Annotated in this window: 23 protein-coding genes; 12 read left to right on the top strand and 11 right to left on the bottom strand. The window is 68.5% G+C overall.

Going from position 1 to position 25442, the window contains the following annotated elements; genetic code table 11:
- Positions 1–12: 12 nt before the first annotated feature.
- The 4 genes from A5696_RS02975 to kstD all read right to left on the bottom strand — a co-directional run bounded on the left by A5696_RS02975 (position 13) and on the right by kstD (position 5424).
- Entirely contained in the window at positions 13–960 is a 948-nt protein-coding gene (locus A5696_RS02975) for an adenylate/guanylate cyclase domain-containing protein (protein WP_067873182.1), read from the bottom strand.
- Positions 961–1038: 78 nt separating this feature from the next.
- Positions 1039–2793, bottom strand: a complete 1755-nt coding sequence (locus tag A5696_RS02980) for a patatin-like phospholipase family protein (protein ID WP_067873185.1) — start codon at positions 2791–2793, stop codon at positions 1039–1041.
- An 86-nt stretch (positions 2794–2879) separates the two neighbouring features.
- Positions 2880–3740: a MaoC/PaaZ C-terminal domain-containing protein gene (locus tag A5696_RS02985; RefSeq protein WP_067873188.1), complete on the bottom strand. Its 861-nt coding sequence runs from the start codon at positions 3738–3740 to the stop codon at positions 2880–2882.
- Between the two features lies 1 nt (position 3741).
- The gene (gene kstD / locus A5696_RS02990; protein WP_067873294.1) at positions 3742–5424 is read right to left on the bottom strand and encodes a 3-oxosteroid 1-dehydrogenase; all 1683 of its coding nucleotides are present in this window, start codon (positions 5422–5424) and stop codon (positions 3742–3744) included.
- Between the two features lie 72 nt (positions 5425–5496).
- On the opposite strand from kstD, the gene A5696_RS02995 reads away from it, so the two are divergent.
- The 8 genes from A5696_RS02995 to A5696_RS03030 all read left to right on the top strand — a co-directional run bounded on the left by A5696_RS02995 (position 5497) and on the right by A5696_RS03030 (position 13311).
- Positions 5497–6282, top strand: coding sequence for a 2-keto-4-pentenoate hydratase (locus A5696_RS02995; protein ID WP_067873191.1), 786 nt, complete (start codon positions 5497–5499; stop codon positions 6280–6282).
- Between the two features lie 41 nt (positions 6283–6323).
- Entirely contained in the window at positions 6324–7244 is a 921-nt protein-coding gene (locus A5696_RS03000) for an acetaldehyde dehydrogenase (acetylating) (protein WP_067873194.1), read from the top strand.
- Entirely contained in the window at positions 7241–8305 is a 1065-nt protein-coding gene (dmpG, locus tag A5696_RS03005; protein WP_067873198.1) for a 4-hydroxy-2-oxovalerate aldolase, read from the top strand. The genes A5696_RS03000 and dmpG overlap by 4 nt, the downstream gene beginning before the upstream one ends.
- A 137-nt stretch (positions 8306–8442) precedes the next feature.
- The gene (locus A5696_RS03010) at positions 8443–9648 is read left to right on the top strand and encodes a PPE family protein (RefSeq protein ID WP_067873201.1); all 1206 of its coding nucleotides are present in this window, start codon (positions 8443–8445) and stop codon (positions 9646–9648) included.
- 193 nt (positions 9649–9841) lie between these two features.
- A complete protein-coding gene (locus tag A5696_RS03015) occupies positions 9842–10144 on the top strand; it encodes a hypothetical protein (RefSeq protein WP_067873204.1) in 303 nt (100 codons plus the stop codon).
- An 88-nt stretch (positions 10145–10232) separates the two neighbouring features.
- Complete coding sequence (locus A5696_RS03020; protein WP_067873208.1) at positions 10233–11372, top strand: hypothetical protein; 1140 nt, start codon at positions 10233–10235, stop codon at positions 11370–11372.
- Positions 11373–11374: 2 nt separating this feature from the next.
- Positions 11375–12157 carry an SDR family oxidoreductase gene (locus A5696_RS03025; protein ID WP_067873212.1) on the top strand — a complete coding sequence of 261 codons (783 nt, stop codon included), beginning with the start codon at positions 11375–11377 and terminating at the stop codon, positions 12155–12157.
- The gene (locus A5696_RS03030; protein WP_067873216.1) at positions 12157–13311 is read left to right on the top strand and encodes a sulfotransferase; all 1155 of its coding nucleotides are present in this window, start codon (positions 12157–12159) and stop codon (positions 13309–13311) included. Before A5696_RS03025 ends, A5696_RS03030 begins: the two co-directional genes overlap by 1 nt.
- Before the next feature lie 76 nt (positions 13312–13387).
- On the opposite strand, the gene A5696_RS03035 is transcribed toward A5696_RS03030, so the two are convergent.
- Together A5696_RS03035 and A5696_RS03040 are read right to left on the bottom strand one after the other, a co-directional pair.
- Positions 13388–13834: a hypothetical protein gene (locus tag A5696_RS03035; RefSeq protein WP_067873219.1), complete on the bottom strand. Its 447-nt coding sequence runs from the start codon at positions 13832–13834 to the stop codon at positions 13388–13390.
- A gap of 4 nt (positions 13835–13838) precedes the next feature.
- Positions 13839–14996 (bottom strand): Rieske 2Fe-2S domain-containing protein, encoded by a 1158-nt coding sequence (locus tag A5696_RS03040; protein ID WP_067873222.1) that lies wholly within the window; start codon positions 14994–14996, stop codon positions 13839–13841.
- A 120-nt stretch (positions 14997–15116) separates the two neighbouring features.
- On the opposite strand from A5696_RS03040, the gene A5696_RS03045 reads away from it, so the two are divergent.
- Complete coding sequence (locus tag A5696_RS03045) at positions 15117–15641, top strand: gamma carbonic anhydrase family protein (protein WP_067873225.1); 525 nt, start codon at positions 15117–15119, stop codon at positions 15639–15641.
- A 157-nt stretch (positions 15642–15798) separates the two neighbouring features.
- On the opposite strand, the gene A5696_RS03050 is transcribed toward A5696_RS03045, so the two are convergent.
- The 5 genes from A5696_RS03050 to A5696_RS03070 all read right to left on the bottom strand — a co-directional run bounded on the left by A5696_RS03050 (position 15799) and on the right by A5696_RS03070 (position 22386).
- Complete coding sequence (locus A5696_RS03050) at positions 15799–18351, bottom strand: PE family protein (protein ID WP_082968890.1); 2553 nt, start codon at positions 18349–18351, stop codon at positions 15799–15801.
- Between the two features lie 347 nt (positions 18352–18698).
- The gene (locus tag A5696_RS03055; protein WP_067873231.1) at positions 18699–19121 is read right to left on the bottom strand and encodes a nuclear transport factor 2 family protein; all 423 of its coding nucleotides are present in this window, start codon (positions 19119–19121) and stop codon (positions 18699–18701) included.
- Positions 19118–20311: a thiolase domain-containing protein gene (locus A5696_RS03060; RefSeq protein WP_067873234.1), complete on the bottom strand. Its 1194-nt coding sequence runs from the start codon at positions 20309–20311 to the stop codon at positions 19118–19120. Before A5696_RS03060 ends, A5696_RS03055 begins: the two co-directional genes overlap by 4 nt.
- Positions 20311–21375 (bottom strand): thiolase domain-containing protein, encoded by a 1065-nt coding sequence (locus tag A5696_RS03065; protein WP_067873238.1) that lies wholly within the window; start codon positions 21373–21375, stop codon positions 20311–20313. The genes A5696_RS03060 and A5696_RS03065 overlap by 1 nt, the downstream gene beginning before the upstream one ends.
- A gap of 15 nt (positions 21376–21390) precedes the next feature.
- On the bottom strand, positions 21391–22386 hold the full coding sequence (locus A5696_RS03070) for a Zn-ribbon domain-containing OB-fold protein (RefSeq protein ID WP_067873241.1): 996 nt from the start codon (positions 22384–22386) through the stop codon (positions 21391–21393).
- 55 nt (positions 22387–22441) lie between these two features.
- Between A5696_RS03070 and A5696_RS03075 the strand changes: the two genes are divergently transcribed.
- Genes A5696_RS03075 through A5696_RS03085 form a run of 3 tightly spaced genes read left to right on the top strand, consistent with a single transcriptional unit; the run spans position 22442 to position 25432 of the window.
- Entirely contained in the window at positions 22442–23473 is a 1032-nt protein-coding gene (locus A5696_RS03075) for an LLM class F420-dependent oxidoreductase (protein WP_067873244.1), read from the top strand.
- Positions 23474–23516: 43 nt separating this feature from the next.
- Positions 23517–24233 carry an acetoacetate decarboxylase family protein gene (locus A5696_RS03080; protein WP_067873247.1) on the top strand — a complete coding sequence of 239 codons (717 nt, stop codon included), beginning with the start codon at positions 23517–23519 and terminating at the stop codon, positions 24231–24233.
- Positions 24230–25432, top strand: a complete 1203-nt coding sequence (locus A5696_RS03085; protein ID WP_067873250.1) for a cytochrome P450 — start codon at positions 24230–24232, stop codon at positions 25430–25432. The genes A5696_RS03080 and A5696_RS03085 overlap by 4 nt, the downstream gene beginning before the upstream one ends.
- Positions 25433–25442: the final 10 nt, after the last annotated feature.

Raw genomic sequence — 25442 nt, forward strand, 5'->3', positions numbered from 1 at the left:
AGGTGCGGTCGGCTACGACCGCGCCAGGACCGGAAAGACGGTCTCCATTCCGCGCCGGCCCTTGATCGCTACCTGCTCGGCGTGGCCCCAGGCGTAGTGCGCCTCGACGGCAGCGTGCACGCGGGAGCTCACCATCACGTCGGGATGGCCGGCCCGCCCTGCGATGCCGGCCAACCGGAACGCCACGTTCGTCGCGTCGCCGATCACGGCCGTTACCGTCCTCGTCATCGCGGCGATCGCGGCCCGGCCCTGCACCACCCCCCAGCCCATGCGGATCGGCGAACCGTCCGGTGCGCGCAGCGGGAGCGTGGGCCCGAGCTCCCCGACCCTCCGGTTGGCGGCGAGCGCGAAGTCGATGGCGAGCTCGTTGGCCGTGGGAATCGTCCGCAGTTCCCACACCGCATACAGCGCGTCGCCGGCGTAATGGTTGAGCGTGCCGCGGTGGGCGCGCAGCACGAGGTTGAGCTCGTGCCACAGATAGTTCAGGCTCCGGGCGATCACCCGGTTGTCGGTGACTTCCGAGATCGTCGAGTAGTTGGTGATGTCCCCGACCACCATCACCATCGTCTCCTCGACGATCCGGGTCAGGGTCGGGCTGGTGTTGGTCACCCCGGCGGCGTTGAACCGGTCCGATCGGAAGATCAGCACGGCGTCGCCGACGGAGATCTGATCGTCGGGCCTGAGGGGGACCTGCACGGCCCGCTCCAGCGGCATGCCGTTGAGCAACGTCCCATTGGTGCTGACGTCGATGAGGAACGCCCGGTCGGTGGCGACGTCCAGACGGATCTCGAGGTGGTTACGCGAGATGTTCGGATCGGGGATCACCAGTCGGCGGTGTTCGTCGATCCCGGCGCACTGCCGGCCGACGAACAGCTGATCGAAAATCGGTACGCTCTTCTCGCCGCCGTTCATGTGCATGACGAGATGGGCCAACGGCTTGTCCCACCAATCGGAGCGCATCGCTTGACGACCTAGCTGCACACGAAGCTGTCTGCTGCAGAGGTAATAGTACAAGCTGCGGAGAACGCGAACAGCCGGTCAGCCAACGAGCGTCGGCTGTGCCTCGAGGGCCGCCCGGGCGGCGATCCGTCCGGCTTCCAGGGCGGCATCGATGTTTTTGAAGTCCAAGGGACCGATCGCCGAGACGTCCGGCTCGATGATCGCCGTCACCCGGGGCATCTCGCGTAGGTTTCCCTTGGGCGCGGCCAACTCAACGCTGCGAAGCAACGTCTCCTGCAGCGGCGGCAGGGCTGCGTCCGTGCCGGTCAACAGCCGCCGGACCACCGCGGGCGGCTGCAGCTTTTCCGGCAGCGGACCAAAGCCCTTCGACGGCACATACGTTCGGCGGAGATCGACGCAGATGACCTCGCCATCCGGGTCCGCGCACATGACGTCGGCCGGCAGGATGTTCAGCAGTCCACCGTCGACGAGCAGCCGCTCGCCATACCGCACCGGCGGCAGCAGACCGGGGATCGAGATCGATGCGCGCACGGCGACCCACAGCAGCCCCCGCCGATGGATGACCTGATCGCCCGTGATGATGTCGGTAGAGACTGAGAAAAACTCTTTCGGCAGATGCTCGATCAAGGTGGTGCTGCCGAAGAATCCTGCAATCAGCCGGTCGACACGGCGACCTCGGGTCAGGGCGACCGCAGGGATCGTGTAGTCGCTGACCGGCCTGGTCTCCGCAACGTACTTCCGTGCCGCGGCGGTGCAATCCCTTGCGTCCAACCCGAGCGCGAACGTGGCGGCAGCCAGGGCACCGGAACTGGTTCCGGCGAACCGGTCGATGACGACGCCCGCGCGGGTGAGCTCCTCGTAGACGCCGTAGTGCGCGAGCCCCCGCGCGCCGCCACCGCCCAGCGCGAGGCCCAGGGATCGGCCGGCAATTCTGCGGGCCAGAGCGCCGATGCCGTCGTTGTCGGCGGCGTGATGCGAGACCGGGTGCAGCAGATCGAACCAGCTCGGATCCGGTACGACGTTGCACGTGACGAGGTGGACCGGCCGTTGGGTGGCGGGTGGATCGAACCCTTCCGGGTGATGGGCTTGATCCGCCAGGACCACGAGTCGATCGCTTTGCGCGACGACGTATCGGCGCCAGACATCGCCCGAACCTCGATCGGCCACCAGCAAGACCCAATCGTTGCTGCGCTCCACCCGATCGAGGGTCTCGCTGAACGCTTCGACGAGCTCGCCATAGTGACCGGCTGTGGCCGTCGTGTCGACGGGCGGCGCAACCACCGCGGTCCGACCGTACGAGCCCAAACGGGTCGCGATGGCGTCGACGATCGGGGCCGCGGCCACATCCCCGGTCGACAGCACACTGACGACTCGAAGACCCCGAGAGACGTTGGCGGATCGTGACTCGCGAAGCGTGCCGGCCATCGCTCGGAACATCGCCGATTGCAGCTGCGGAGCCTTCGCCAGCACCTCGGTGAACGTGTCAGCGGCGATCCGCCAGACGACGCCGTCCCGAAGGGCCCGTATCCCGGCCGACCGAACGGCGCCGGTGATCACGCCCAGCTCTCCGATCGACTCACCGGTCGCCATCTCGCGAAGCACCTGTCCATCGGGGCCGACGGCCGCGAATCGCCCGGAGGCGATGAGATAGACGGCGTCGGAGGGTTCTCCCATGTGAAAGAGCCAGTCGTTGGCGGGGACGTGTCGGCGATCTACGGCGAGCGAAAGTTGGTCGAGTTGTTCGTCGTCGATCTCAGCGAATATCGGGATACTGCGCAGCGCGGTTCGTTCGTCGGTCACATTCGGTTCGGGTGACCGCCCGTCGGGGCTCATGGGGTGCAGCTGTCAGTGTCCCTGCCCGCAACCTGGGCGCCCAGCATATTCCGCAGTTTAGCTGTAATCGGTCCGCGGCAAAGGCGCTACGCAGGGACCAGTTCGACCCCGGAGAGCACGACGGCGTTGTCGCGCGACGGCGCGACGACGCCGGCCAGGAACCGGCCGTTCTCCTTCCAGATGCCGACCTTGAGCGTCTCGCCGGGATAGGCCACGCCGGCGAAGCGCGCGCCGTAGGCCGCGACGGCCCCGGCGTCGCCGTCCAGCAGCGCGTCGGTGATCGCCTTGCAGGTCATGCCGTAGGTGCACAGGCCGTGCAGAATCGGCCTGGGAAAGCCTGCGGCGGCGGCGAATTCGGGGTCGGAGTGCAGCGGGTTGCGGTCGCCGCAGAGCCGGTACAGCAGCGCCTGCTGCGGCAGGATCGGCACGTCGACCTCGAGGTCGGGCGCCCGATCCGGCGTCGCGTCCGACGAGGACGGGCCGCGTTCGCCGCCGAATCCGCCCTCGCCGCGGGCGAAGATCGACCGCCGCTGCGTCCACAGCAGGGTCCCGTCCAGGGCGCTGGCGGTCGTCTCGCTCCAGATCACCGCGGCCTTGCCCTTGTCCCAGATGTCGGTGAACCGGGTGACGGCGGTGGCCGAGCCCGACGGCGGCAGCGGCCCGGGCACCTCGACGCGTTCGCTGGCGTGCAGCACCCTGCTCAGCTCGATGTCGATGCCGGGAAACTGCACCGTCGGCGGCTTCGTCATGTGGAAGGAAGCCGCGACGTTGGCGAACGTCGGCAGCACCTGCGGGGTGTCGTCGACAAGGTAGCGCAGCTCGCGCGGGTCCATCGGATCCGCACCGGCCCCCAAACCCAGGTGGTACAGCTGGATGTCGCTACTGCTCCAAGAGAATTCGATGGGCTCCAGCTCGGCGCTCAGCGCCACGTCTACATCGATCGGCATGTCAGTTACCCCCCGCGATGTGAAGCGCGGCCAGGTAACCGAAGGTCATCGCCGGCCCGATGGTGCCGCCCGGGCCGGGATAGGTGTGCCCCATCACGGGTGCGCTGACATTGCCCGCGGCGTAGAGGCCCTCGATGATGCTGCCGTCGTCGCGCAGCGCGCGGCCGTGCACGTCGGTGCGGATGCCGCCCTTGGTGCCCAGGTCGCCGGGCACCATCTTGGCGGCGTAGTAGGGCGCGTGGCTGATCTCGCCGAGGTTGGGATTGGGCTTGTTGGTGGGGTCGCCGTAGTAGCGGTCATAGGCGCTTTCCCCGCGGTGGTAGTCCTCGTCGACGCCTGAGCGCGCGAAGCCGTTGAAACGCTGCACGGTGGCTGCCAGCTCATCGCCCGGCAGGCCGGCCTTCTCGGCCAGCTGCGCAAGGGAATCGGCCTGCAGGATCACGCCTGAGTCCAGCCACTTGCGTGGAATGCGTTGTCCCGGTTGCAGTCCCGCGAAGATGTAGCGGTCGCGGTATTGCTGGTCGAACACCAGCCAGGCCGGGATGTTCTCGCCGGGCCCCGGGCCCTGGCCGTATTCGCCGCCGTACATGTGGTGGCAGGCCTCGACGTAGGGCATCGACTCGTTCATGAACCGCTTGCCCGACATGTTGACGATGATCGAGCCCGGGGAATTGCGCTCCGACAGGGCGAACCACGGCGCGCCCACCAACGGCACCGTCGGGCCCCACCAGGCGTCCTCCATCAACTCCAGTGCGGCTCCGAGCTTTTCGCCCGCGACTATCCCGTCACCGGTATTGGCCTTGGCGCCGACCGTCCACTCCGTGGTGATCGGGGCGCGCTGGTACTTCACCCGCATCTGCTCGTTGTGTTCGAACCCGCCGCTGGCCAGGACCACGCCACGCCTTGCCCGGATCAGGCGCGGCTCAGCCGATTCCGACGTGCCGGTGTCGCGGACGTAGACGCCCCGCACCGCCCCGTCCTCGACGTAGAGGTCCGTGAGCGCGGTGTTCAGCACGACCGGAACGCCGGCGCGCTGCAACCCGATCCGCAACGGCCCGATCAGCGCGCGTCCCATGCCCACCAGGTTCTTGCCGGTCGCCTTGGCCCACATGGTCCGCGCGCCGACCTTCAGGCTGCGCGCGACGCCGCGCGGGTGCCGTTTGAGCTGGTTGAGGCGCACGTAATCCTGTTGCATCACAACCACGTTGAGCGGGACCTTGCCGTAGGCCGGTTCCAGGCCGGCTTCGTCGGGGCCCAGCTTGCGGGCGTCGAACGGCTTGGGTTCGATCGACCGGCCGCCCGCGCGGCCACCCGGCGCCTCGGGGTAATAGTCGGAGTAGCGCGGCACCCAGCACATCTTCAAGGGCGTGTGCTTGAGCACGAAGGAGAGCATCTCGGGTCCGCGCTCGAGGTAGGCGTCGATGCGCTCCGGTTCGACGATGTCGCCGATGATGCCGTGCAGGTATGTGCGGGCGGCCTCCGGGGAGTCCCGCACGCCGTCGCGCTTGAGCACCTCGTTGTTGGGAATCCAGACCCCGCCGCCCGACCGCGCCGTGGAGCCGCCGAAATGGGGGGCCTTCTCGATGACTACTGTCGATAGGCCGTGGTGCGCGGCGGTGAGGGCGGCCACCATGCCGGCGCCGCCGCTCCCCACCACGACGACGTCGTACTCCTGCGCTGTCATGTAGAACACGTTATAGAATTGCTCGGGTTGGGCGCTACCGGCCCGGTCACAAGAACGAGGGGACTTCGGTAAATGCTCACTGTTGCGATCCGCGACGAGCTGGCCGCCGACCTGGCGCAGGCCGAGCGCAGCCGCGAGCCCATCGCCCCGCTGACCGCCCGATACCCCGAGATCGACGTCGTCGACGCCTACGAGATTCAGCTGATCAACATTCGCCAGCGGGTGGCCGAAGGCGCGCGGGTGCTCGGGCACAAGGTGGGCCTGTCGTCCCTGGCGATGCAACAGATGATGGGCGTCGACGAGCCGGACTACGGCCACCTGCTCGACGAGATGCAGGTCTTCGAGGACACCCCGGTCAAGGCCGGCCGCTACCTGTATCCGCGGGTTGAGGTCGAGGTGGGTTTCATCCTCTCCGAGGACCTGCCGGGAGCGGGTTGCACCGAGGACGACGTGCTGGCGGGCACCGCGGCCCTGGCCCCGTCGATCGAGCTGATCGACACCCGCATCACCGACTGGAAGATCGCGTTGTGCGACACCATCGCCGACAACGCCTCGTCGGCCGGCTTCGTGCTGGGCGAGGCGCGGGTGTCGCCGGCCGACATCGACGTCAAGGCGATCGACGCGGTCCTCAGGCGCAACGGCGACGTGATCGCCGAGGGCCGCAGCGACGCCGTGTTGGGCAATCCGGTGACCGCGGTCGCGTGGTTGGCCCGCAAAGTGGAAAGCTTCGGGGTGCGGCTGAAAAAAGGCGACATCGTGTTACCCGGATCGTGCACGCGAGCGATAGATGCACGCGCCGGCGATGAATTCGTCGCCGATTTCTCGGGACTGGGTTCCGTGCGGTTGTCCTTTGAATAGCGTCGGATTAGTTTTGAATTAGTCCAAAAACAAGGAGCATTATGCCGTCCAAGGCGAGTGTGGCGATTGTCGGGTCGGGAAATATCAGCACCGATCTGCTGTACAAACTTCTCCGATCGGACTGGCTGGAGCCGCGCTGGATGGTGGGCATCGACCCGGAGAGCGAGGGCCTGGCGCGGGCCCGCAAGCTGGGCCTGGAAACCACTCACGAAGGGGTCGACTGGCTGCTGGCGCAGTCCGAGAAGCCCGATTTGGTGTTCGAGGCGACCAGCGCCTACGTGCACCGGGACGCCGCGCCCAAGTATGCGGCCGCGGGAATCCGGGCCATCGACCTGACACCGGCCGCGGTGGGCCCCGCGGTGATCCCGCCGGCGAACCTGCGCGAGCATCTCGACGCGCCCAACGTCAACATGATCACCTGCGGGGGACAGGCGACCATCCCGATCGTCTACGCCGTCAGTCGCGTCGTCGAGGTGCCGTACGCCGAGATCGTCGCCTCGGTCGCGTCGGTCTCCGCGGGGCCGGGCACCAGGGCCAACATCGACGAATTCACCAAGACCACCAGCAAGGGCGTCGAGACCATCGGCGGCGCCAAACGCGGCAAGGCGATCATCATCCTGAACCCGGCCGACCCGCCGATGATCATGCGCGACACCATCTTCTGTGCCATCCCCGAGGACGCCGACCGCGACGCGATCGCGAAGTCCATCCGCGATGTGGTGGCCGAGGTGCAGACCTACGTGCCGGGGTACCGGCTGCTCAACGAGCCGCAGTTCGACGAGCCCTCACTCAACTCCGGGGGCCAGGCCGTCGTCACGACGTTCGTCGAGGTCGAGGGCGCGGGCGATTACCTGCCGCCGTACGCGGGCAACCTCGACATCATGACCGCCGCGGCCACCAAGGTCGGCGAGGAGATAGCGAAGGAATCGCTGTCGACGACGGCGGGAGGAGCGCAAGCATGAGCGTGCAGGACGAGATTTTCTTCAACCCGATCTGGGACGTGCGGATGACCGACACGTCGCTGCGGGACGGTTCCCATCACAAGCGCCATCAGTTCACCAAAGACGAAGTGCAAGCCATCGTGGCCGCCCTGGACGCCGCGGGCGTGCCGGTCATCGAGGTGACGCACGGCGACGGGCTCGGCGGGTCCAGCTTCAACTACGGGTTCTCCAAGACACCCGAGCAGGAGCTGATCAAGCTCGCGGCCGAGACCGCCAAGGAGGCCAAGATCGCCTTTTTGATGCTGCCCGGGGTCGGCACCAAGGAGGACATCAAGGAGGCCCAGAACAACGGCGGGTCGATCTGCCGCATCGCCACCCACTGCACCGAGGCGGACGTCTCCATCCAGCACTTCGGGCTGGCGCGCGAGTTGGGCCTGGAGACCGTCGGGTTCCTCATGATGGCCCACACCATTCCGCCGGAGAAGCTCGCGCAGCAGGCGCGCATCATGGCCGACGCCGGCTGCCAGTGCGTCTACGTGGTCGACTCGGCCGGGGCGCTCGTCCTCGAAGGCGTGCGCGACCGGGTGGCGGCGCTCGTCGCCGAGCTCGGCGACGACGCCCAAGTGGGCTTCCACGGCCACGAAAACCTCGGGCTGGGGGTGGCCAACTCGGTGGAGGCCGTCCGCGCCGGAGCCAAGCAGATCGACGGCTCCTGCCGCCGCTTCGGGGCCGGTGCGGGTAACGCGCCCGTCGAGGCGCTGATCGGGGTGTTCGACAAGATCGGCGTCAAGACCGGCATCGACTTCTTCGACATCGCCGACGCCGCGGAGGACGTCGTCCGACCGGCCATGCCCGCCGAATGTCTGCTCGACCGCAACGCGCTGATCATGGGCTACTCGGGCGTCTACTCCAGCTTCCTCAAGCACGCCGTGCGCCAGGCCGAACGCTACGGCGTGCCCGCGGCGGCGCTGCTGCACCGGGCCGGTCAGCGCAAGCTGATCGGTGGCCAGGAAGACCAACTCATCGACATCGCTTTGGAAATCAAGCGTGAGCAGGAACGTGGCGCCGTCGTAACGCACTGACACGGGCGTTCTCATCGGGTTCCGGTGTGTGCCGGGGGCCGTAGCTCTAGAATTCTTTGAATCTGGCGAAGGCGCTGAACCTCCGCCGGTTTTGGCTTAGCTTCGTTGTATCGACTGATGCGCTGCTAGGGGATGATGTGAGCTTCTTTGGGTTGCCGCCGGAGATCAATTCGCTACTGATGTACTCGGGAGCGGGTTCGGGTCCGATGCTGGAGGCCGCGGCGGCCTGGAACGGGCTGGCGTCCGAGTTGTCGTCCGCGGCCCAGTCGTTCGCGTCGGTCACCTCGAACCTGGCGAGCCAGGCGTGGCAGGGCGCGGCCGCGCAGGCGATGGCACAGGCGGCGGCCCCGTATGCCTCGTGGCTGAGTGCGGCGGCAACTCAAGCGGCCGGGGCGGCGGCACAGGCCCAGGCGGTCGTCAGCGCGTTTGAGAGTGCGGTGGCGGCGACCGTGCATCCGCTCGCGGTGCAAGCCAACCGCAACGGCCTGGTTCAGCTGGTGATGAGCAACCTCTTCGGCCAAAACTGGCCGGCGATCGCGGAGACGGAATTCAACTACCTGGAGATGTGGGCCCAGGACGTGGCGGCGATGGTGGGCTATCACGGTGGCGCCTCGGCGGCAGCCGGGCAACTGCTGGCGGGCCAGGCCAGCCTGCCGGCCATCCCCAGCCTCCCCGGCCTCGGGGGGATCGGCGGCAACTCGAATCCCGCGGGCGGCACCGCCGCCGTCGCGGGTGCGGGTGGAGCGGCCGGTGCGGGCGGCGGTGGCACTCAGGCCAACGCGAACGTGGGCGGCGGCAGCAGCGGAGCGGGGGCCGTCAGCGCGGGCGCCGCGGCGAGCACCGGAGGTGTGGACAGCAGCTACGCCGGCGCCGCCCCGGGCGCCGACGCCAATGCCGACGTCGCTGCGACGGGTACGGGCGGCACCTACCTGGGCACCGGAAACGTCGGCGCGGCGAACGTCGGCGCGATGAATGTCGGCGGCATGAACCCCGGCATGATCGGCGCCGGCGGCATGGGAGCGATGATGATGGCGTCCGCGGCGATGAACTCGTCGGCTTCGGGGACCCCGGGGACGGGCATGCCGGTCCCCGCCACGGCGCCCGCGGAGGAAACCGAGACGCCCGCCGTGCCGCCGGTCGAGGAAGCGCCGGCACCGGAAGTCGTAGAGGCGCCGGTTCCGGTCGCCGCCACACCTCTCGCGAGCACGCAGGCCGCGGCGGGACCGGCCGCAGAGATCTCGGCCATCAAGCCGAAGGCGGCGGAGGCGCCGGAGGCCGGCGAGGGCGAAAGGCTGGCCGTGGAGGCACCGATGCCGGAGCCCCCACAGGCCCGGGCCAACTGAGATCCGCGCGCATCGGCCACCCATTTTCGACCGTTTTCGCGCACGTAGCCGTAGTTGAACGCGGCGGTGAAATGGCTCGGCCTCTTCAATGTGGGCACGGCCATGCCGGGCTGTTCGGCCTCGGCCGGTTTTGGCGCGGGAGGCTCGGGCAAGCGGGTGTCCGGCCCGGGCTGACGCGGGTAGCCTCGATGGCATGAGCGTGAATACCAGCCCGTTCGGGCGCAGACTGCGCGGTGTGCTTGCCGGTGCTCTGCTGAGCGCCACCGCCCCGGCGTTGATCGCGTTGCCGGTGGCCGGCGCCGCTCCCGACTGCCCCCCGAATCAGACCGTGGGCAATTCCATCGACGCGTACCTGACCCGCCATCCGGACGTGAAGCAGGAATTGCAGTCGAGGTCCCAGGCGGAGGGCGGCGGCGGCAACGTCATGGACTACCTGAGCCGGCATCCGGACGTTCGCCAGCATCTGATCGATCTGTCCCAGCAGTGCGTGCCGTAGCGAGCGGGCGTCGTGGCCTGACCCCGTCGACGACGCGCGCGAACGTTCGCCATTGACGAAAAAGTAGAACACGTTCTAGCGTCTAGGCGTGCTCTCTGATCCTGTCTCCGGTCCCCTCACTTCCGCGATCGCCGAAGCCGAGCAGCTCGTCGCCGCCGCGCCGTTCATCGAGAGCGAGGCGGACCTGCTCGAAGGGCTGCAGTACCTCGCCGGCTGTATCGCGGGCTGCATGCACCTGGCGTTCGACTACGAGCGCGACCATCCATTCCTGCAGTCGGGCACGGGGCCGTTCACCAAGATGGGCCTGGACAACCCCGACACGCTGTACTTCGGCACCCGCGTGCAGGCCGGGCACGACTACGTCGTCACCGGGCGGCGCGGGACCACCACCGACCTGAGCTTCCAGCTGCTCGGCGGGGAGTACACCGACGACAACGTTCCCGCCAGCCAGGCCGCGTTCGACGACCGGGAACTCGAGATCGCCCCGGACGGCAGCTTCGAATGGCGGGTGCGACCGAGCGGCCCGGGGCAATTGGTGATCCGGGAGGTGTACGGCGACTGGTCGGCCCAGCGCGGCACGCTGACCATTGCCCGCGAGGACACCGCCGGGACCGCGCCGCCGCCGCTGACCCGGCAGATGATCGAAAAGCGCTATGCCACAGCGGGTAAGCAGCTGGTGAACCGGGTGAAGACGTGGCTGCAGTTTCCCCAGTGGTTCTACCTGAACATCCCGGTCAACACCATGGTCGCGCCCCGGCTGACGCCCGGCGGCCTGGCGACGCAGTATTCGTCGGCCGGGCATTTCGATCTGCGGCCCGATCAGGCGCTGGTCATCACCATTCCGGTCTCCGACGCCCCCTATCTCGGCTTCCAGCTGGGCAGCCTGTGGTACATCTCGCTGGACTACATCAACCACCAGACCTCGCTGAACAACACTCAGGCGCAAGCGGATCCGGACGGCAAGGTCCGCATCGTCGTTGCCGATCAGAACCCGGGTGTGACCAACTGGGTGGAAACGCTCGGCCACCGGCGGGGCTACGTGCAGTTCCGCTGGCAGCGGGTGTCCCGCGAGCTCACCGAGGCCGACGGTCCCACCGTCGAACTCGTGGACTTCGACGGGGTACCCGCCGCGCTGCCGTATTTCGAGCACAACAAGATCTCCGAGGACCAGTGGCGCGCGCGAATCGCCTTGCGTCAACAGCAAATTGCGGCCAGGATGCTGGGGTGACGATGTCGGGAATGCTCAAGCGCAAGGTGGTCGTCATCAGTGGTGTCGGGCCGGGGCTCGGCACCACGCTGGCGCACCGGTGCGCGCGCGATGGCGCCGACCTGGTGCTGGCGGCCCGCAGCCTGGACCGGCTGGAAGCGGTGGCCAAGGAGATCAACGACACCGGGCACAAGGCGTTGGCGGTACGCGCCGACATCACCGACGACGAGGAGGTGGACTACCTCGTCGAGACCACCACGGCGAGCTACGGCAAGGTCGACGTGCTGATCAACAACGCGTTCCGCGTGCCGTCGATGAAACCCTTGGCCGGCACGTCCTTTCAGCACATCCGCGATGCGATCGAGCTGAGCGCGTTGGGGGCGTTGCGTCTCATCCAGGCCTTTACGCCGGCGCTCGAGGAGTCGCACGGATCGATCGTCAACGTCAACTCGATGGTGCTGCGGCACTCGCAAGCGAAGTACGGCGCGTACAAGATGGCCAAGTCCGCGCTGCTGGCGATGTCGCAGTCGCTGGCCACCGAACTCGGCGAGAAGGGCATTCGCGTCAATTCCGTTGCTCCCGGCTATATCTGGGGTGAGACGCTGAAGGCTTACTTCGAACACCAGGCCGGCAAGTATGGCACCACCGCCGACCAGATCTACCAGGCGACCGCCGCGAACTCCGACCTCAAGCGGCTGCCCACCGAGGACGAGGTGGCCTCGGCGATCCTGTTCCTGGCCAGCGACCTGTCCAGTGGAATCACGGGGCAGACGCTCGACGTCAACTGCGGGGAGTACCACAACTGATGGAACGAAGTTCTGATCGGAAAGATGTGGCCACCGTCGACGAACTCCGTGCATCGGCCACCAAGCTCGTCGGGCTCGATGACTTCGGCACCGACGACGACAACTACGCCGAGGCGCTGGAGGTGCTGCTCGACTCCTACCGCCGTGAGGCGAACCTTACGGTGTTGGGCAGCAAGATGAACCGGTTCTTCCTGCGCGGCGCTCTGGTGGCCCGGCTGCTGTCGGAGTCGGCTTGGAAGCAGTACCCGCAACACGCCGATGTCGTCATCGAGCGGCCGATCTTCGTCACCGGGCTGGTGCGCACCGGGACTACGGCGCTGCACCGGCTCCTCGGCGCCGACCCGGCGCACCAGGGCCTGCAGTTGTGGCTGGCCGAGTTTCCCCAGCCGCGTCCACCGCGCGAGACCTGGGAGTCGAACCCGTTCTACAGCCGGCTCAACGAGCAGTTCAATCGTGCCCATCAGGAGAACCCGGACTACACGGGTCTGCATTTCATGGCCGCCTACGAGCTGGAGGAATGCTGGCAGCTGCTGCGGCAGTCGCTGCATTCGGTGTCGTACGAGACGCTGTCGCACCTGCCCAGCTACTCAAAGTGGTTGTCGCAGCAGGACTGGACGCCGTCGTATCGGCGGCACCGCAAGAACCTCCAGCTGATCGGGCTCAACGACGCCGACAAGCGGTGGGTGCTGAAGAACCCCAGCCATCTTTTCGCGTTGGACGCCCTGATGGCGACCTATCCGGACGCGCTGGTGATTCAAACCCACCGCCCGGTCGAGACCATCATGGCCTCGATGTGCTCGCTGGCGCAGCACACCGCGGAGGGATGGTCGACAACTTTCGTCGGCGCCCAAATCGGCACTGACGCGATGGAAACCTGGTCGCGGGGTTTGGAGAGGTTCAACACCGCACGAGCCAAATACGACCCGGCCCAGTTCTACGATGTCGATTACAGCGCGCTGGTCGCCGACCCGATGGGAACGGTGGCTGACATCTATCGGCACTTCGGCCTGACGCTGACCGACGGGGCGCGCGCGGCCATGGAAAAGACCCACGCCGACAGCCAATCCGGCGAGCGTGCGCCCAAACACAAGTATTCGCTGGCTGACTACGGCTTGACCGAGGAAATGGTCAAGGAGCGGTTCGCTGGGCTCTGATCCGGCGGCTCGGCGTAGTGACCCCGTTTCCTCGAGGCCTTCGAAGCGATAACCAAGCTGCCCCAAGGCGACTGACTCAGTCGTCGTCCGGGTGGTCCAGGTAGCCCTCGGCGGCGGCGTGCTCGATGCTGTCGCTGAGCTTCGGGCAGGCGCGCGCACGCGCGGTATCCCCGCCGGTCTCTCGTATTTCGGAGAAGTACGCGCAACGCTGCGCCGCCCCGGTGTTCCACTGCACCGCGGTGTGGCCCGGGCCCAGCCTCTTGACGGTGACCGTGACATGACAGAACCGGCAGTCCACCGGCAGCAACCCCGCCGTCAGGTAGCGCTCGCGATCGGCGCGGCTGGCCTCCGCGACCGCCGCTGCGCGTTGCGGGTCGTTCGCGAAATCCCTTGACTTGGACCAAGAATCACTGCCGGGGTCGGTGCCCCTGGGCCGCTCGTCGTGATCATGGTCGCCGTGCAGCATCAACATCGACCGGGCGAGCCGATCGACGTCGGGGACCGCCGGCTGGTCGTCGGGCATGGTCCTAGTGGTGCTCCGCCGGCACGTCTTCGTTCTCCCGCGCCTTCAGGTTCTCCTCGACCTCGGCGTTCCAGTACTCGTTGGCGCGGGTGGTGTCGACCTCGATTTCGAAGCGCTCCACCATTTCCGGCGTGATGTCGGCCACGTCGACGTAGAACTGCTGGTACCACCGGCGCAGCTGGTACACGGCGCCGTCCTCCTCGACCAGCAGCGGGTTGTCGATCCGGGTCTTGTGTTTCCAGATCTCCACGTCCTGCAGGAAGCCCTTGCTGACGCCTTCGGTGAACACCCGGGACAGCTTGTCGGTCATCTCTTCGTCCATGCCCTTGGGCTTTTCGACGATCACACCCCACTGCAGCACGAACGAGTCCTGCGTGACCGGGTAGTGGCAGTTGATCAGGATCGACTCGGCCTTGTAGCCGCCGTAGCTGTTGTGCAGCCAGTTGATCATGAACGACGGGCCGAAGTAGGACGCCTCGGAATCCAAATGCGCCTCGCCGTAGGAGGTTCCGAGGTCGTTGACGTCGGGCCGGCCCACGTTGTGCAGGTACTGCGAGGCGATGTGGCCCTCGAAGACGTTCTTGAAGTACGTCGGCAGCCCGAAATGGATGTAGAAGAAGTGCGCCATGTCGGTGACGTTGTCGATGATGTCGCGGCAATTGGAGCCCTCGATGAGGATGCGGTTCCAGCGCCAGTCGGTCCATTCGTCGCTGGCGGCTTCGGGAATCTCGGGGATCCTGACCGCCGGATCCGGCGGGTTGCCCTCGTGGTCGTGCCAGACGAACAGCAGGCCGCCGCGGACGTCTGTGGTCCACGACCGGGTGCGCGCCGTCTTGGGCGTGCGCTTGGCGTACGGCACCAGCTTGCAGCGGCCGTCGCCGCCCCACCGCCAGTCATGGAACGGGCAGGCCACCTCGTCGCCTTTGATGGTGCCCTCGGACAGGTCACCGCCCATGTGCCGGCAATAGCCGTCGAGCACCTTGAGGTCACCGTGGGAGTCGGCGAACACCACCAGCTTGGTGCCGAACGCCTGTACGGCGTGCGGCTGGCCGTCCCGGAAGTCCTTCGCGACGCCGAGGCAGTGCCAGCCGCGGGCATACCTGGTCGGCAAGGCGCCGGGATCGATCTCCCGGATGCCGACCGCTTTGGTGTCGGTACTCACCTGTCACCTCCAAGTAGTCTCTAACTAGAACACGTTACAGTTTTGGGCCTTACCGGCGCAACGAAGCCTGCCCTGGCTGCGCTTTTCAGCGGCACGTTGACGCTGGGGTATATCTAGACGATGCCGCTGTTTGCTTTCGAGGGCCGGTCGCCGCGGGTCGATCCCACCGCGTTCGTGGCCCCGACCGCGACCCTGATCGGCGACGTCACCGTCGAGGCCGGGGCATCGGTCTGGTTCAACGCCGTGCTGCGCGGCGACTACGGGCCGATCGTGGTGCGCGAGGGAGCCAACGTGCAGGACGGGTCAGTGTTGCACGCGCCGCCGGGGATCCCGGTGGACATCGGTCCCGGTGCGACCGTGGCGCATCTGTGTTGCATTCACGGCGTGCACGTGGGTCAGGAGGCGCTGATCGCCAACCACGCCACGGTGCTGGACGGCGCGGTGATCGGCGCGCGCAGCCTGATCGCGGCCGGGTCCCTGGTGCTGGCCGGGACCCAGATACCGGCTGGGATGCTGGCGGTCGGGTCGCCCGCTCAAGTGAAAGGCCCGATCGCCGGCACCGGCGCCGAGATGTGGGTCAACGTCAACCCGCAGGCCTACCGCGACCTGGCGCAGCGCCACCTGGCCGGCTTAGAGCCGATCTGAGTCCCGCGCCGGCCGCGGCGTCGTAATGCGTTTTCGCGCAGCCGATTTCGATTCGAGACCGTGCGCGTGCGGAGCACGCCGATCGGGTGGGTCTTCAGCAACGAGCCGGGCGGTGGGGCCCGGCCGTAGCGCCCCGGGCCATCCGTCTTGGCCGGACTCAGCTGGACTGGCCGGGGCTGCCGTCGATCCCGAAGGCGCCTTGGCCGCCGCTGCCACCTGTGCTGGCGCCCACGCCGCCGCTGCCGCCGGCGTTCGCGACGGCGAGTCCGCCGCCGCCGGGGCCGCCAGCTCCGCCGTCGGCGTCATCGCCGCCGCCAGTGCCGTCACCGACCGGAGTAGGGGCGCCCGCGGAGCCACCTCCGCCGCCCCCACCGCCGGTGCCGGCGTCGCCGCCGAGGCCGCCCGGACCGCCGACGCTTGAGGATGGATTGCTGCTGTTGGTGGCGCCGCCACCGGCACCGCCGGCTCCGCCTGCATCGGCCGGCGAGGCGCCCGCACCGCCGCCACCGCCACCGCCGCCGGCGGCGTTCGAGCCGAAGGCCACGCCGCCGCCACCGCCGCCGCCGCCGGCGCCGCCCTTTCCGCCACTGGTGCCGGAGGCCGCGTCGCCGCCGCCACCCTGACCGCCGTCTCCGCCAGATCCGACAGCGCCGCCGGCGCCAGTGGTGGTCGCCGTGCCGCCGCCGCCGCCGGTGCCGCCCGTGCCGCCCGCGCCGCCTGCGCCGCCGCCGCCGCTGCCGCTGCCGGCATCACCGCCGGTCCCGCCGGCGCCGCCACCGCCGCCGCCTCCGCCTCCGCTACCAGGGTCGGCCACGTCGGCGGTCTGCGAGCCCCCGTTGCCGGCGGTGCCGCCGTCACCGCCGTGGCCTCCTGTGCCGTTGGTTCCGCCGTGGGGAGTGCCGCCGCCGGTGCCGCCGGTCCCGCCACCGCCGCCGTCGCCGCCTTGATAGCTGAAGCCGGGAATGCTCGAATCGCCGTCGCTGCCCTGGCCGCCGTGACCACCGACGCCGCCGGTGCCGCCGGTGCCGCCGGTGCCCGCGGTGCCCCCGGTACCGGTACCGGTGCCGGCCGCGCCGGCCGCGCCGCCGTTGCCGCCGTTGCCGCCGAGGCCACCCGCACCGCCGGCACTTGCCGGACCGCCGCCGGCGCCACCGTCGCCGCCGGCCCCGCCGTTGCCACCGGTGCCGCCCTGACCACCGATGCCGCCTGCGCCGTTGGTGCCGCCATGGGGAGTGCCGCCGCCGGTGCCGCCGGCCCCGCCGTCGCCGCCCTTGAAGCCGGTTTGGCCGGTGTCGAGACCCAGTGTGGCGTCCGCGCCGTTATCACCGGCCCCACCGTTACCGCCCGTGCCACCGGTTCCGCCGGTACCCGCTTTGCCCGCCACACCCGCTGCGCCCGCACCCGTGCCGGCCGCGCCGCCGGCCCCGGCGTCACCGCCGTTACCTCCGGTACCTCCGGCACTGCCGTCGCTGGCCGAACCCGCGGCACCGTCACCGCCTCTGCCGCCGCCGCCGCCGTTACCGCCTTGACCGCCCGCGCCGTTGGTGCCGCCAATGCCCGCGCTCCCGCCGTGGCCGCCGGCGCCTCCGGCGCCACCGTTGAAGCCGGTACCACCCGCTGTGGCGGACGCGTCGCCGGAGCCACCGAGGCCGCCGTTGCCACCGGTGCCGCCGGTGCCCGCATGCCCTGAGGCGCCGTGCGACCCGAGGAATCCGGCCGACCCGCCGGCCCCGCCGGCGCCGGCGGCGCCTCCGTTACCGCCCGCACCACCGGCGCTCCCGTCGCTGCCCACGCCCGCGGTGGCGGCCGCGCCCATACCGCCAGTTCCGCCGTTGCCGCCCAGCCCGCCATGCCCCGCGGTGCCCAACAATCCGAGGCTGCTGCCCCCGGCCCCGCCGGCCCCGCCGGCACCACCGTCGGCTCCGGTGGCGCCGGCCGCGGTGGCTGCGGCGCCGTTGCCGCCAAGGCCACCGGTGCCGCCGGCACCGGCCGACCACAACGGCAGCAGTGCCCGCTCCGCGCCGCCGGTCCCGCCGGCCCCGCCGTTACCGCCAACACCGGTGGCCCCGGCCGCGGCGGCGCCGCCGAGCCCGCCGACGCCGCCGTTGCCGCCGAACCATCCACCGGCTCCGCCGGCGCCACCGTTACCCCCGGTCGAACCGGCGGCAACGGCATCGCCACCGGCGCCACCGGCGCCGCCTCGGCCGAACAAGCCCGCATTCCCACCGGCACCACCGGCGTGACCGGCCGCGCCCGATCCGCCGTTGCCGCCATTACCGATCAAGATCCCGCCGGCCCCGCCGGCCTGCCCGGTCCCCGGCGCACCATTGGCGCCGTTGCCGATCAGCGGGCGATGCAACAGCGCGTTCGTGGGCGCATTGATCGCGCCCAACAGGTCCTGCTCGAGCGTCTGCAGAGGCGAGGCGTTCGAGGCCTCAGCGGCCGCATATGCGCCCGCGCCGGCCCTCAACAGCTGCTCAAACTGCTCATGAAACAACGCCGCCTGCGCGCTCAGCGCCTGAAATTCCTGCCCATGGCTCTCGAACAGGCCGCTGATGGCCGCCGACACCTCGTCGAAGGCCGCGGGGGCAATCCCCGTCGTCGACGGTGCCGCAGCCGCCATGGCCTCCCTGATCGCCGTCCCGATGCCGTTCAAGTCGGACGACGCACTACTCAACGCCTCAGGCGCTGCGAACACAAAAGACGACATCGGGGCTCTCCTCGGTAGACCGGCGGGTATGTTCAAGCCATTTGTTAAGACCATAGGTATCTAAGAGGATCATTCGCAAGACTAAAAGTTGATGAAAATAACCAATTTCAGACTCTGCCTACGGCGCGGCCGGTGACGGTGGCCGGCCGCTTCGGTGAATGAGCGCACGCCGATGCTCGACCGCTATGCCATCGAGAAACGTGGTGGCGCAGGACGCGACATGGTGTGGCGACGCCGGAATTCACCGTGGTGCGAGCGCGCTCCACCGTGATCGAACGAACGCCTCGTCGCACCTGGCGGGAACGGCGCCGAGGCGCCAAGTGGTCAGCCGGTGACCAGGGACACCCCTAGATGCGTCGGGTGCTTGCGGCGGCTCTGTCCATCTCCCAGTAGGCGCGCAGGGCGACCATCTTGCCCTCGTCGTCGGCCTTGTAGGTGAACACGCCCTCCGCGGTGACCTGATGGCCGCCGGCGGTGATGAGGATGTGCCCGACGTTGGCTTCTTCGTTGCCGCATTGATAGGTGTCGTGGAAGACGAACTCGATCTTGTCGGTGGGCGCGATGGCCTTGTCCCAGAAGGCGGAGATCGCGTCGCGGCCCCGGTGGCCCTTGCCTTCCGGGTCGAACGCCGACGGCCCGATCGGGTCCTCGACGATTGCGTCGTCGGCGAACACCGCCAGCCACGCTTCCTTGTCCCTGGCGATCACCGCCTCGCGCGAGCGGCGGCCTGCCTCGTGGGCGGGGTGCTTGGTCTGCTGAATGCTGGTCATAATGAGGCCTTTTCGGGTTTGTCGGCGCCGACCACCCACATCGAGTAGTACTGCGAGCCGCCGCCGTAGGCGTGCCCCAACGCCTTTCGCGCGTTGGGGACCTGGTGATCCCCGCCCTTGCCCATCACCTGAATCGCCGCCTCGGCGAAGCGGATCAGGCCCGAGGCCCCGATCGGGTTCGACGACAGCACGCCGCCCGACGGGTTCACCGGCAGCCGGCCGCCGATCTTCGTCTCGCCGGCCTCGGTGAGTTTCCAGCCTTCGCCCTCGGGCGCAAACCCGAGGTTTTCCAACCACATCGGCTCGAACCAGGAGAACGGGACGTAGATCTCGGCGGCGTCGATCTCGTCGATGGGGCTGGTGATGCCGGCTGCCTTCCACAGCGCGGCGGCCGCATCGCGCCCGGCCTGCGGGCTGACCTGGTCGCGGCCGGAGAACTGCAGAGGCTCGGTGCGCAGCGCGGTTGCGTGGATCCAGGCGACCGGATGTCCTTGTGCCACACGCGCGTCGGCGATCTCCTCGTTGCCGATGACGACCGCGGCGGCACCGTCGGAGGACGGGCAGGTCTCGTCGTAGCGGATCGGGTCCCAGAGCATGGGCGACTCCATCACCTTATCCAGGGTGATGTCCGGCTGGTGCAGGTGCGCCAGCGGGTTGCGGGCCCCGTTGAGCCGGTCCTTGACCGCGACCATGGCGCCGATGTTCGTCGGCGCGCCGGACCGGCGAATGTACGACCGCACGTGCGGGGCGAAGTAGCCTCCCGCACCTGCGCCGACGGGCTTGATGAAGGGGATCGGAATCGACAACGCCCACATGGCATTCGATTCCGACTGCTTCTCCCACGCCATCGCCAGCACGCGCCGGTACTTGCCGGACTGCACCAGGCTGGCGGCCACCACCCCGGTGGAGCCGCCGACCGAACCCGCGGTGTGTACCCGGATCAGCGGCTTGCCGGTGGCTCCCATGGCGTCGGCCATGAACAGCTCGGGCATCATGACACCCTCGAAGAAGTCGGGCGCCTTGCCCACCACGACGGCGTCGATGTCGTCAAACGTGGATCCGGAGTCTTCCAACGCCCGGTCGATGGCCTCGCGCACCAGGCCGTTCATCGAAACGTCCTGGCGCTTGGCGACATACTTCGTCTGCCCGGTACCGAGTACCGCGGCCAGGTGTGCTCCCGCTCCGGCCATCAGTTCTTTCCTTCCATGACCGCGACCAGGTTCTGTTGCAGGGCGGGCCCGCTGGTGGCGTGCGCGAGCACCCGCCCGGCCGAACCGTTCCAGATGTGTTGTGCCGCAAAGCCGATGCGCTCCAGACCGGCGACGAACATGGGGTTGGCCGCCAGCGCGCCGCCGGAAGGGTTCACCTTCGTCGCACCGGGGATGTTGATCGCCTCGGCGAGGATCAGGTGCTGGTGGGTGAACGGCGCACAGATCTCGGCCACGTCCAGGTTGCGGGTGTTTCCGCCGGTGGCCGCCCTGGCCGCGGCGGTGGTCGACGGTGATTCGGTGAGATCCCGCACGCCCAGCGACGGGGATTCGATGCGGTGCTCGATACCGGTGATCCAGGCGGGGTTTTCGCGCAACTCGCGCGCCCGGTCGTCGGCCGCGAGCACGATCGCGGCGGCGCCGTCGGTGATCGGGGCGATGTCGTGCCGGCGCAGCGGGTCGGCGAAGAACGGCCGCTCCAGCAATTCGTCCAAGCTGACCGGAGGCTGCACGGAGTCCACTCGCTTTGCGCACGCGAAGGATTCGAAGGCGACGCGGGCCATCTGTATGTCGGTCCACTTGCCGGTGTCGAGCCCGATGCGGGCCTGTAGCCCTGCCATCGACACCGAGTCGGGCCACAGCGGCGCGACGGTGTAGGGGTCGGTCTGCCGCGAGAGGATCTGACGCAGGATTCCGGCCGAGGACTTGCCGAAGCCGTACACCAGCGCGGTGTCGACCTCGCCGGTCAGGATCTTGATGTAGGCCTCGTAGAGCGCCCACGCCGCGTCCATCTCGACATGCGATTCGTTGATCGGGGGGACGGCGCCGATCGAGTCGATCGCCGAGATGAACGAAAACGCTCGCCCCGCAAGGTAATCGGACGATCCCGAGCACCAGAACCCGATGTCGGCCTTGGTGATGCCGAGCTCCTCGTACAGCTGGGCGAAGCACGGCATCAACATCTCGACGCCGTTGGTGGTGCCGTCCGTGCGGCGGACATGCGGGGCGTGGGCAAAGCCGACGACCGCAACGTTGCGAGCGCTCATGTTCAGGTAAGCCCTTTACAGGTGGTGCTTGTAGGTATCGTAGTCGGCGTCGGGTTCCCCGGTCGGCCGGAAGTACTCGATGTTGTCGATGCCAAAGCCCCACTCGTCCCGGGGTTTCCACACCGCCTCGACGCGCATGCCCATCCGAACCGAGTGCGCGTCGACGTCAGCGACCAGATGCAGGAACGGGATGTCGGCGCCGTCGAGCAGGACGTAGGCCGCCACGTACGGCGGCTTGATGCGCTGGCCCTGGAACGGGATGTTGATGATGGCGAACGTCGTCACCGTGCCCTTGTCCGGTAGCTCGACGAACTCGGTGGTCGGCTGGCCGGTGGCCGGGTCGGCCCCGTGCGGCGGGAAGTACACCTTGCCGGTCGCTCCGGTGCGCGCCCCCAGCAGCTTGCCCTCGGCGATGGCGCGCAGGTACGCGCTCTCCTCGTGCGAGGCGGTGTGCTGAATCGTCAGCGAGATCGGCGTGACGATCATGGTGACCGGTTCCCGGTCCCCTTCGGGCGATTCCGGCACGGGCTCGGCTTCGTCGCCCAGCTGGAAGTGCGCGATGTCGGTGATGGCGCCCACGGTCTCGTCGGCCCAGTGCACGTGCACCCGGGAGCCGGTCCGGATCGCCGTCGGGTCACCGGCATCGACCGCGTGCATCAGCAGCGTGTCCGCGCCGTCGAGCTTGATCAGCGCCCAGGCGAACGGGCGGTCGAGCGGCTGCCCGTCCAGCGGCTCGGGCTGCCAGGTCCAGGACGCGACGGTGCCGACGGCCGACACCGGTACCATCTCGCCCAGCGGCTCATAGGTAACCGGGTCATATTCCGCCGGCGGGACATGCACGCGGCCATCCGATCCGCGCACCCCCAGGATGCGGCGCTCACGCAATGCGGTGAAGAACTTGCTGAGCGTGGGGCCCACCGAACGGGTGTAGTCGAAGGACAACGTCAGTGGCGCGGAGAGTGGTGGCTCAGGGTGATCGATCAGGGTCGGGCTGCTCGAGCTGGCTGTCACGCCTTCGAGTAGAACAGGTTCTAAGAATCGTTTCAACATCGGGTCAGGAGAGGCAATGAAGCTGGGGTTGCAGCTGGGGTACTGGGGCGCAGGGCCGCCACAGAACCATGCGGAATTGGTCGCCGCGGCCGAGGCGGCCGGCTTCGACGCCGTGTTCACCGCCGAGGCGTGGGGATCCGACGCCTACACGCCGCTGGCCTGGTACGGCTCCTCGACGTCGCGGCTGCGGCTGGGGACGTCGGTGATCCAGCTGTCCGCGCGGACGCCGACGGCCTGTGCGATGGCCGCCCTCACCCTCGACCACCTCTCGGGGGGCCGCCACATCCTGGGGCTGGGCGTGTCCGGGCCGCAGGTGGTGGAGGGCTGGTACGGCCAGCGATTTCCCAAGCCGCTGGCCCGCACCCGCGAGTACATCGACATCCTTCGGCAGGTATGGGCCCGGGAGAAGCCGGTCACCAGCGACGGCCCCCACTACCCGCTGCCGCTGACCGGTCCTGAGACGACCGGGCTGGGCAAGCCGCTCAAGCCCATCACCCATCCGCTGCGCGCCGACATCCCGATCATGCTGGGCGCCGAGGGCCCGAAGAACGTCGCGCTGGCCGCGGAGGTCTGCGACGGCTGGCTGCCGATCTTCTATACGCCCCGGATGGCCGACACCTACAACGAATGGCTCGATGAGGGATTCGCCCGGCCCGGCGCCCGCCGCAGCCGCGAGGACTTCGAGATCTGCGCGACCGCCAACATCGTCATCACCGACGACCGCGCCGCGGCGTTCGCCGCGATGAAGCCCTATCTGGCGCTCTACATGGGCGGGATGGGCGCGGAGGACACCAACTTCCACGCCGACGTCTACCGCCGGATGGGCTACGCCGAGGTCGTCGACGACGTGACGAAACTGTTCCGCAGCAACCAGAAAGACAAGGCGGCCGAGATCATCCCGGACGAGGTCGTCGACGACGCCGCGATCGTCGGCGACGTCGACTACGTGCGTAAGCAGATCGAGGTCTGGTCGGCCGCGGGCGTCACCATGATGGTCGTCTCCGGTCGCAGCGCCGAGCAGGTCCGCGAGGTGGCCGCACTGATTTAGGCGGTCCTTGCCAGGTGAATAGAACGCGTTCTAGATTGGCCCGATGACAGCCTCGCAGCACACCATCGCCGGCACAGTGATCACGATGCCGGTGCAGATCCGCAAGGCAAACCAGCACATGGCGATGTTCTCGGTGGACGCCGACGCCGCCCAGCACCTCATCGACTACAGCGGCCTGCAGGTCTGCCGTTATCTGCCCGGGCGCGCGATCGTGGTGCTGATGCTCATGCACTACATCGACGGCGACCTGGGCCAGTACTACGAGTTCGGCACCAGCGTGATGGTCAACCCGCCGGGGTCGCACGCGAGCGGGCCGCGGGCGCTGCAGTCGGCAGGCGCCTTCATCCACCACCTGCCCGTCGACCAGACGTTCACGCTGGAGGCGGGCACCAAGATCTGGGGCTACCCGAAAGTCATGGCGGACTTCACCATTCGGGAGGGCCGCGAGTTCGGGTTCGACTGCACCGTCGACGGGCAACTCGTGATCGGCATGGACTTCCGTCGCGGCCTGCCGATTCGGCTGACCCCGCGGCAGGCGGCCCAGCGCAGCTACTCGCACCGCGACGGCATCACCCGGGAGACCGCCTTCGAGCACACGCTGGACGGCGTGCGGACCCGGCTCGGCGGGGTGCGCGTCCGCCTGGGTGATCACCCGTACGCGAAAGAGCTGGCGTCGCTGGGCCTTCCGAAGCGCGCGATGCTGTCCAGCTCCGCGGAGAACGTACAGATGACATTCGGCGACGCCCGGGAGATCTCATGACGGTGACTTCAGCGACCAGGCCGGACGTCGACCTCACCGACGGCGCGTTCTACGCGGGTGACTCGCACACCGTCTACCGCTGGATGCGCGAACACGAGCCGGTGTTTCGGGACCGCAACGGGCTGGCCGCGGCGTCGACGTATCAGGCCGTGATCGAGGCCGAGCGCAACCCCGAGCTGTTCTCGAATGCCGGCGGCATCCGGCCCGACCAGGACGGCGTCGAGATGATGATCGAGATGGACGATCCGCAGCACCTGTTGCGCCGCAAGCTCGTCAACTCCGGCTTCACCCGCAAGCGCGTGAAAGACCAAGAGTCCAAGATCCTTTCGTTGTGTGACACGCTGATCGACGCGGTGTGCGAACGCGGTGAATGCGACTTCGTCTGGGACCTCGCCGCGCCGCTGCCGATGGCGGTGATCGGCGACATGCTCGGGGTGCGCCCGGAGGAACGCAAGATGTTCCTCAAGTGGTCCGACGATCTGGTCGGCGCCTTGAGCAGCACCGCGGCCGAAGCCGATATCCAGGTCACGATGGACGCCTTCGCCGCCTACAGCGAATACATGATGGGCATGATCGCGGCCCGCAAGGACGAACCGACCGACGACCTGGTCAGTGTGCTGGTGCACGCGGAGGTCGAGGGCTCACACCTCGAGGACCACCAGATCGTCACCGAGGTGCTGCTGCTGTTGATCGGCGGCGACGAGACCACCCGGCACACGCTGTCCGGTGGAACCCGGCAGTTGCTGCTGCACCCCGATCAGCACCGGCGGCTGGTGGGGGATTTGTCGTTGCTGCCCAACGCGATCGAGGAGATGCTGCGCTGGACCGCGCCGGTGAAGAACATGGCGCGCACGATCACCGCCGACACCGAGTTCCACGGCACCCGGTTGACCAAGGGCGAGAAGATGATCCTGCTGTTCGAGTCGGCGAACTTCGACGAGAAGGTTTTCGACGACCCGGAGAGCTTCGACATCGAGCGCTACCCGAACAACCACCTGGCTTTCGGCTTCGGCACGCATTTCTGCCTCGGCAACCAGCTCGCCCGCCTCGAGCTGTCGATCATGCAGACGCGCCTGTTGCAGCGGCTTCCCGACATGCGACTGGCGTCGGACGCCGACCTGCCGCTGCGGCCGGCGAACTTCGTGTCCGGCCTGGAGAAGATGCCGGTGGCGTTCACCCCGACCGCGCCGCTGGGCTGAGCCTGCCCCT

This window comes from Mycobacterium sp. E2699, assembly GCF_001666745.1.
Classification (GTDB): domain Bacteria; phylum Actinomycetota; class Actinomycetes; order Mycobacteriales; family Mycobacteriaceae; genus Mycobacterium.

Bases quoted from the DNA above. Each gene is read 5' to 3' on its own strand.
- A5696_RS02995 (WP_067873191.1), top strand. From the start codon at position 5,497: ATGCTCACTGTTGCGATCCGCGACGAGCTGGCCGCCGACCTGGCGCAG.
- A5696_RS03085 (WP_067873250.1), top strand. From the start codon at position 24,230: ATGACGGTGACTTCAGCGACCAGGCCGGACGTCGACCTCACCGACGGC.
- A5696_RS03075 (WP_067873244.1), top strand. From the start codon at position 22,442: ATGAAGCTGGGGTTGCAGCTGGGGTACTGGGGCGCAGGGCCGCCACAG.
- A5696_RS02975 (WP_067873182.1), bottom strand. From the start codon at position 960: ATGCGCTCCGATTGGTGGGACAAGCCGTTGGCCCATCTCGTCATGCAC.
- A5696_RS03060 (WP_067873234.1), bottom strand. From the start codon at position 20,311: ATGGCCGGAGCGGGAGCACACCTGGCCGCGGTACTCGGTACCGGGCAG.
- A5696_RS02985 (WP_067873188.1), bottom strand. From the start codon at position 3,740: ATGCCGATCGATGTAGACGTGGCGCTGAGCGCCGAGCTGGAGCCCATC.
- A5696_RS03065 (WP_067873238.1), bottom strand. From the start codon at position 21,375: ATGAGCGCTCGCAACGTTGCGGTCGTCGGCTTTGCCCACGCCCCGCAT.
- A5696_RS03055 (WP_067873231.1), bottom strand. From the start codon at position 19,121: ATGACCAGCATTCAGCAGACCAAGCACCCCGCCCACGAGGCAGGCCGC.
- A5696_RS03025 (WP_067873212.1), top strand. From the start codon at position 11,375: ATGTCGGGAATGCTCAAGCGCAAGGTGGTCGTCATCAGTGGTGTCGGG.
- A5696_RS03000 (WP_067873194.1), top strand. From the start codon at position 6,324: ATGCCGTCCAAGGCGAGTGTGGCGATTGTCGGGTCGGGAAATATCAGC.
- A5696_RS03030 (WP_067873216.1), top strand. From the start codon at position 12,157: ATGGAACGAAGTTCTGATCGGAAAGATGTGGCCACCGTCGACGAACTC.
- dmpG (WP_067873198.1), top strand. From the start codon at position 7,241: ATGAGCGTGCAGGACGAGATTTTCTTCAACCCGATCTGGGACGTGCGG.
- kstD (WP_067873294.1), bottom strand. From the start codon at position 5,424: ATGACAGCGCAGGAGTACGACGTCGTCGTGGTGGGGAGCGGCGGCGCC.
- A5696_RS03015 (WP_067873204.1), top strand. From the start codon at position 9,842: ATGAGCGTGAATACCAGCCCGTTCGGGCGCAGACTGCGCGGTGTGCTT.
- A5696_RS03050 (WP_082968890.1), bottom strand. From the start codon at position 18,351: ATGTCGTCTTTTGTGTTCGCAGCGCCTGAGGCGTTGAGTAGTGCGTCG.
- A5696_RS03035 (WP_067873219.1), bottom strand. From the start codon at position 13,834: ATGCCCGACGACCAGCCGGCGGTCCCCGACGTCGATCGGCTCGCCCGG.
- A5696_RS03045 (WP_067873225.1), top strand. From the start codon at position 15,117: ATGCCGCTGTTTGCTTTCGAGGGCCGGTCGCCGCGGGTCGATCCCACC.
- A5696_RS03080 (WP_067873247.1), top strand. From the start codon at position 23,517: ATGACAGCCTCGCAGCACACCATCGCCGGCACAGTGATCACGATGCCG.
- A5696_RS02980 (WP_067873185.1), bottom strand. From the start codon at position 2,793: ATGAGCCCCGACGGGCGGTCACCCGAACCGAATGTGACCGACGAACGA.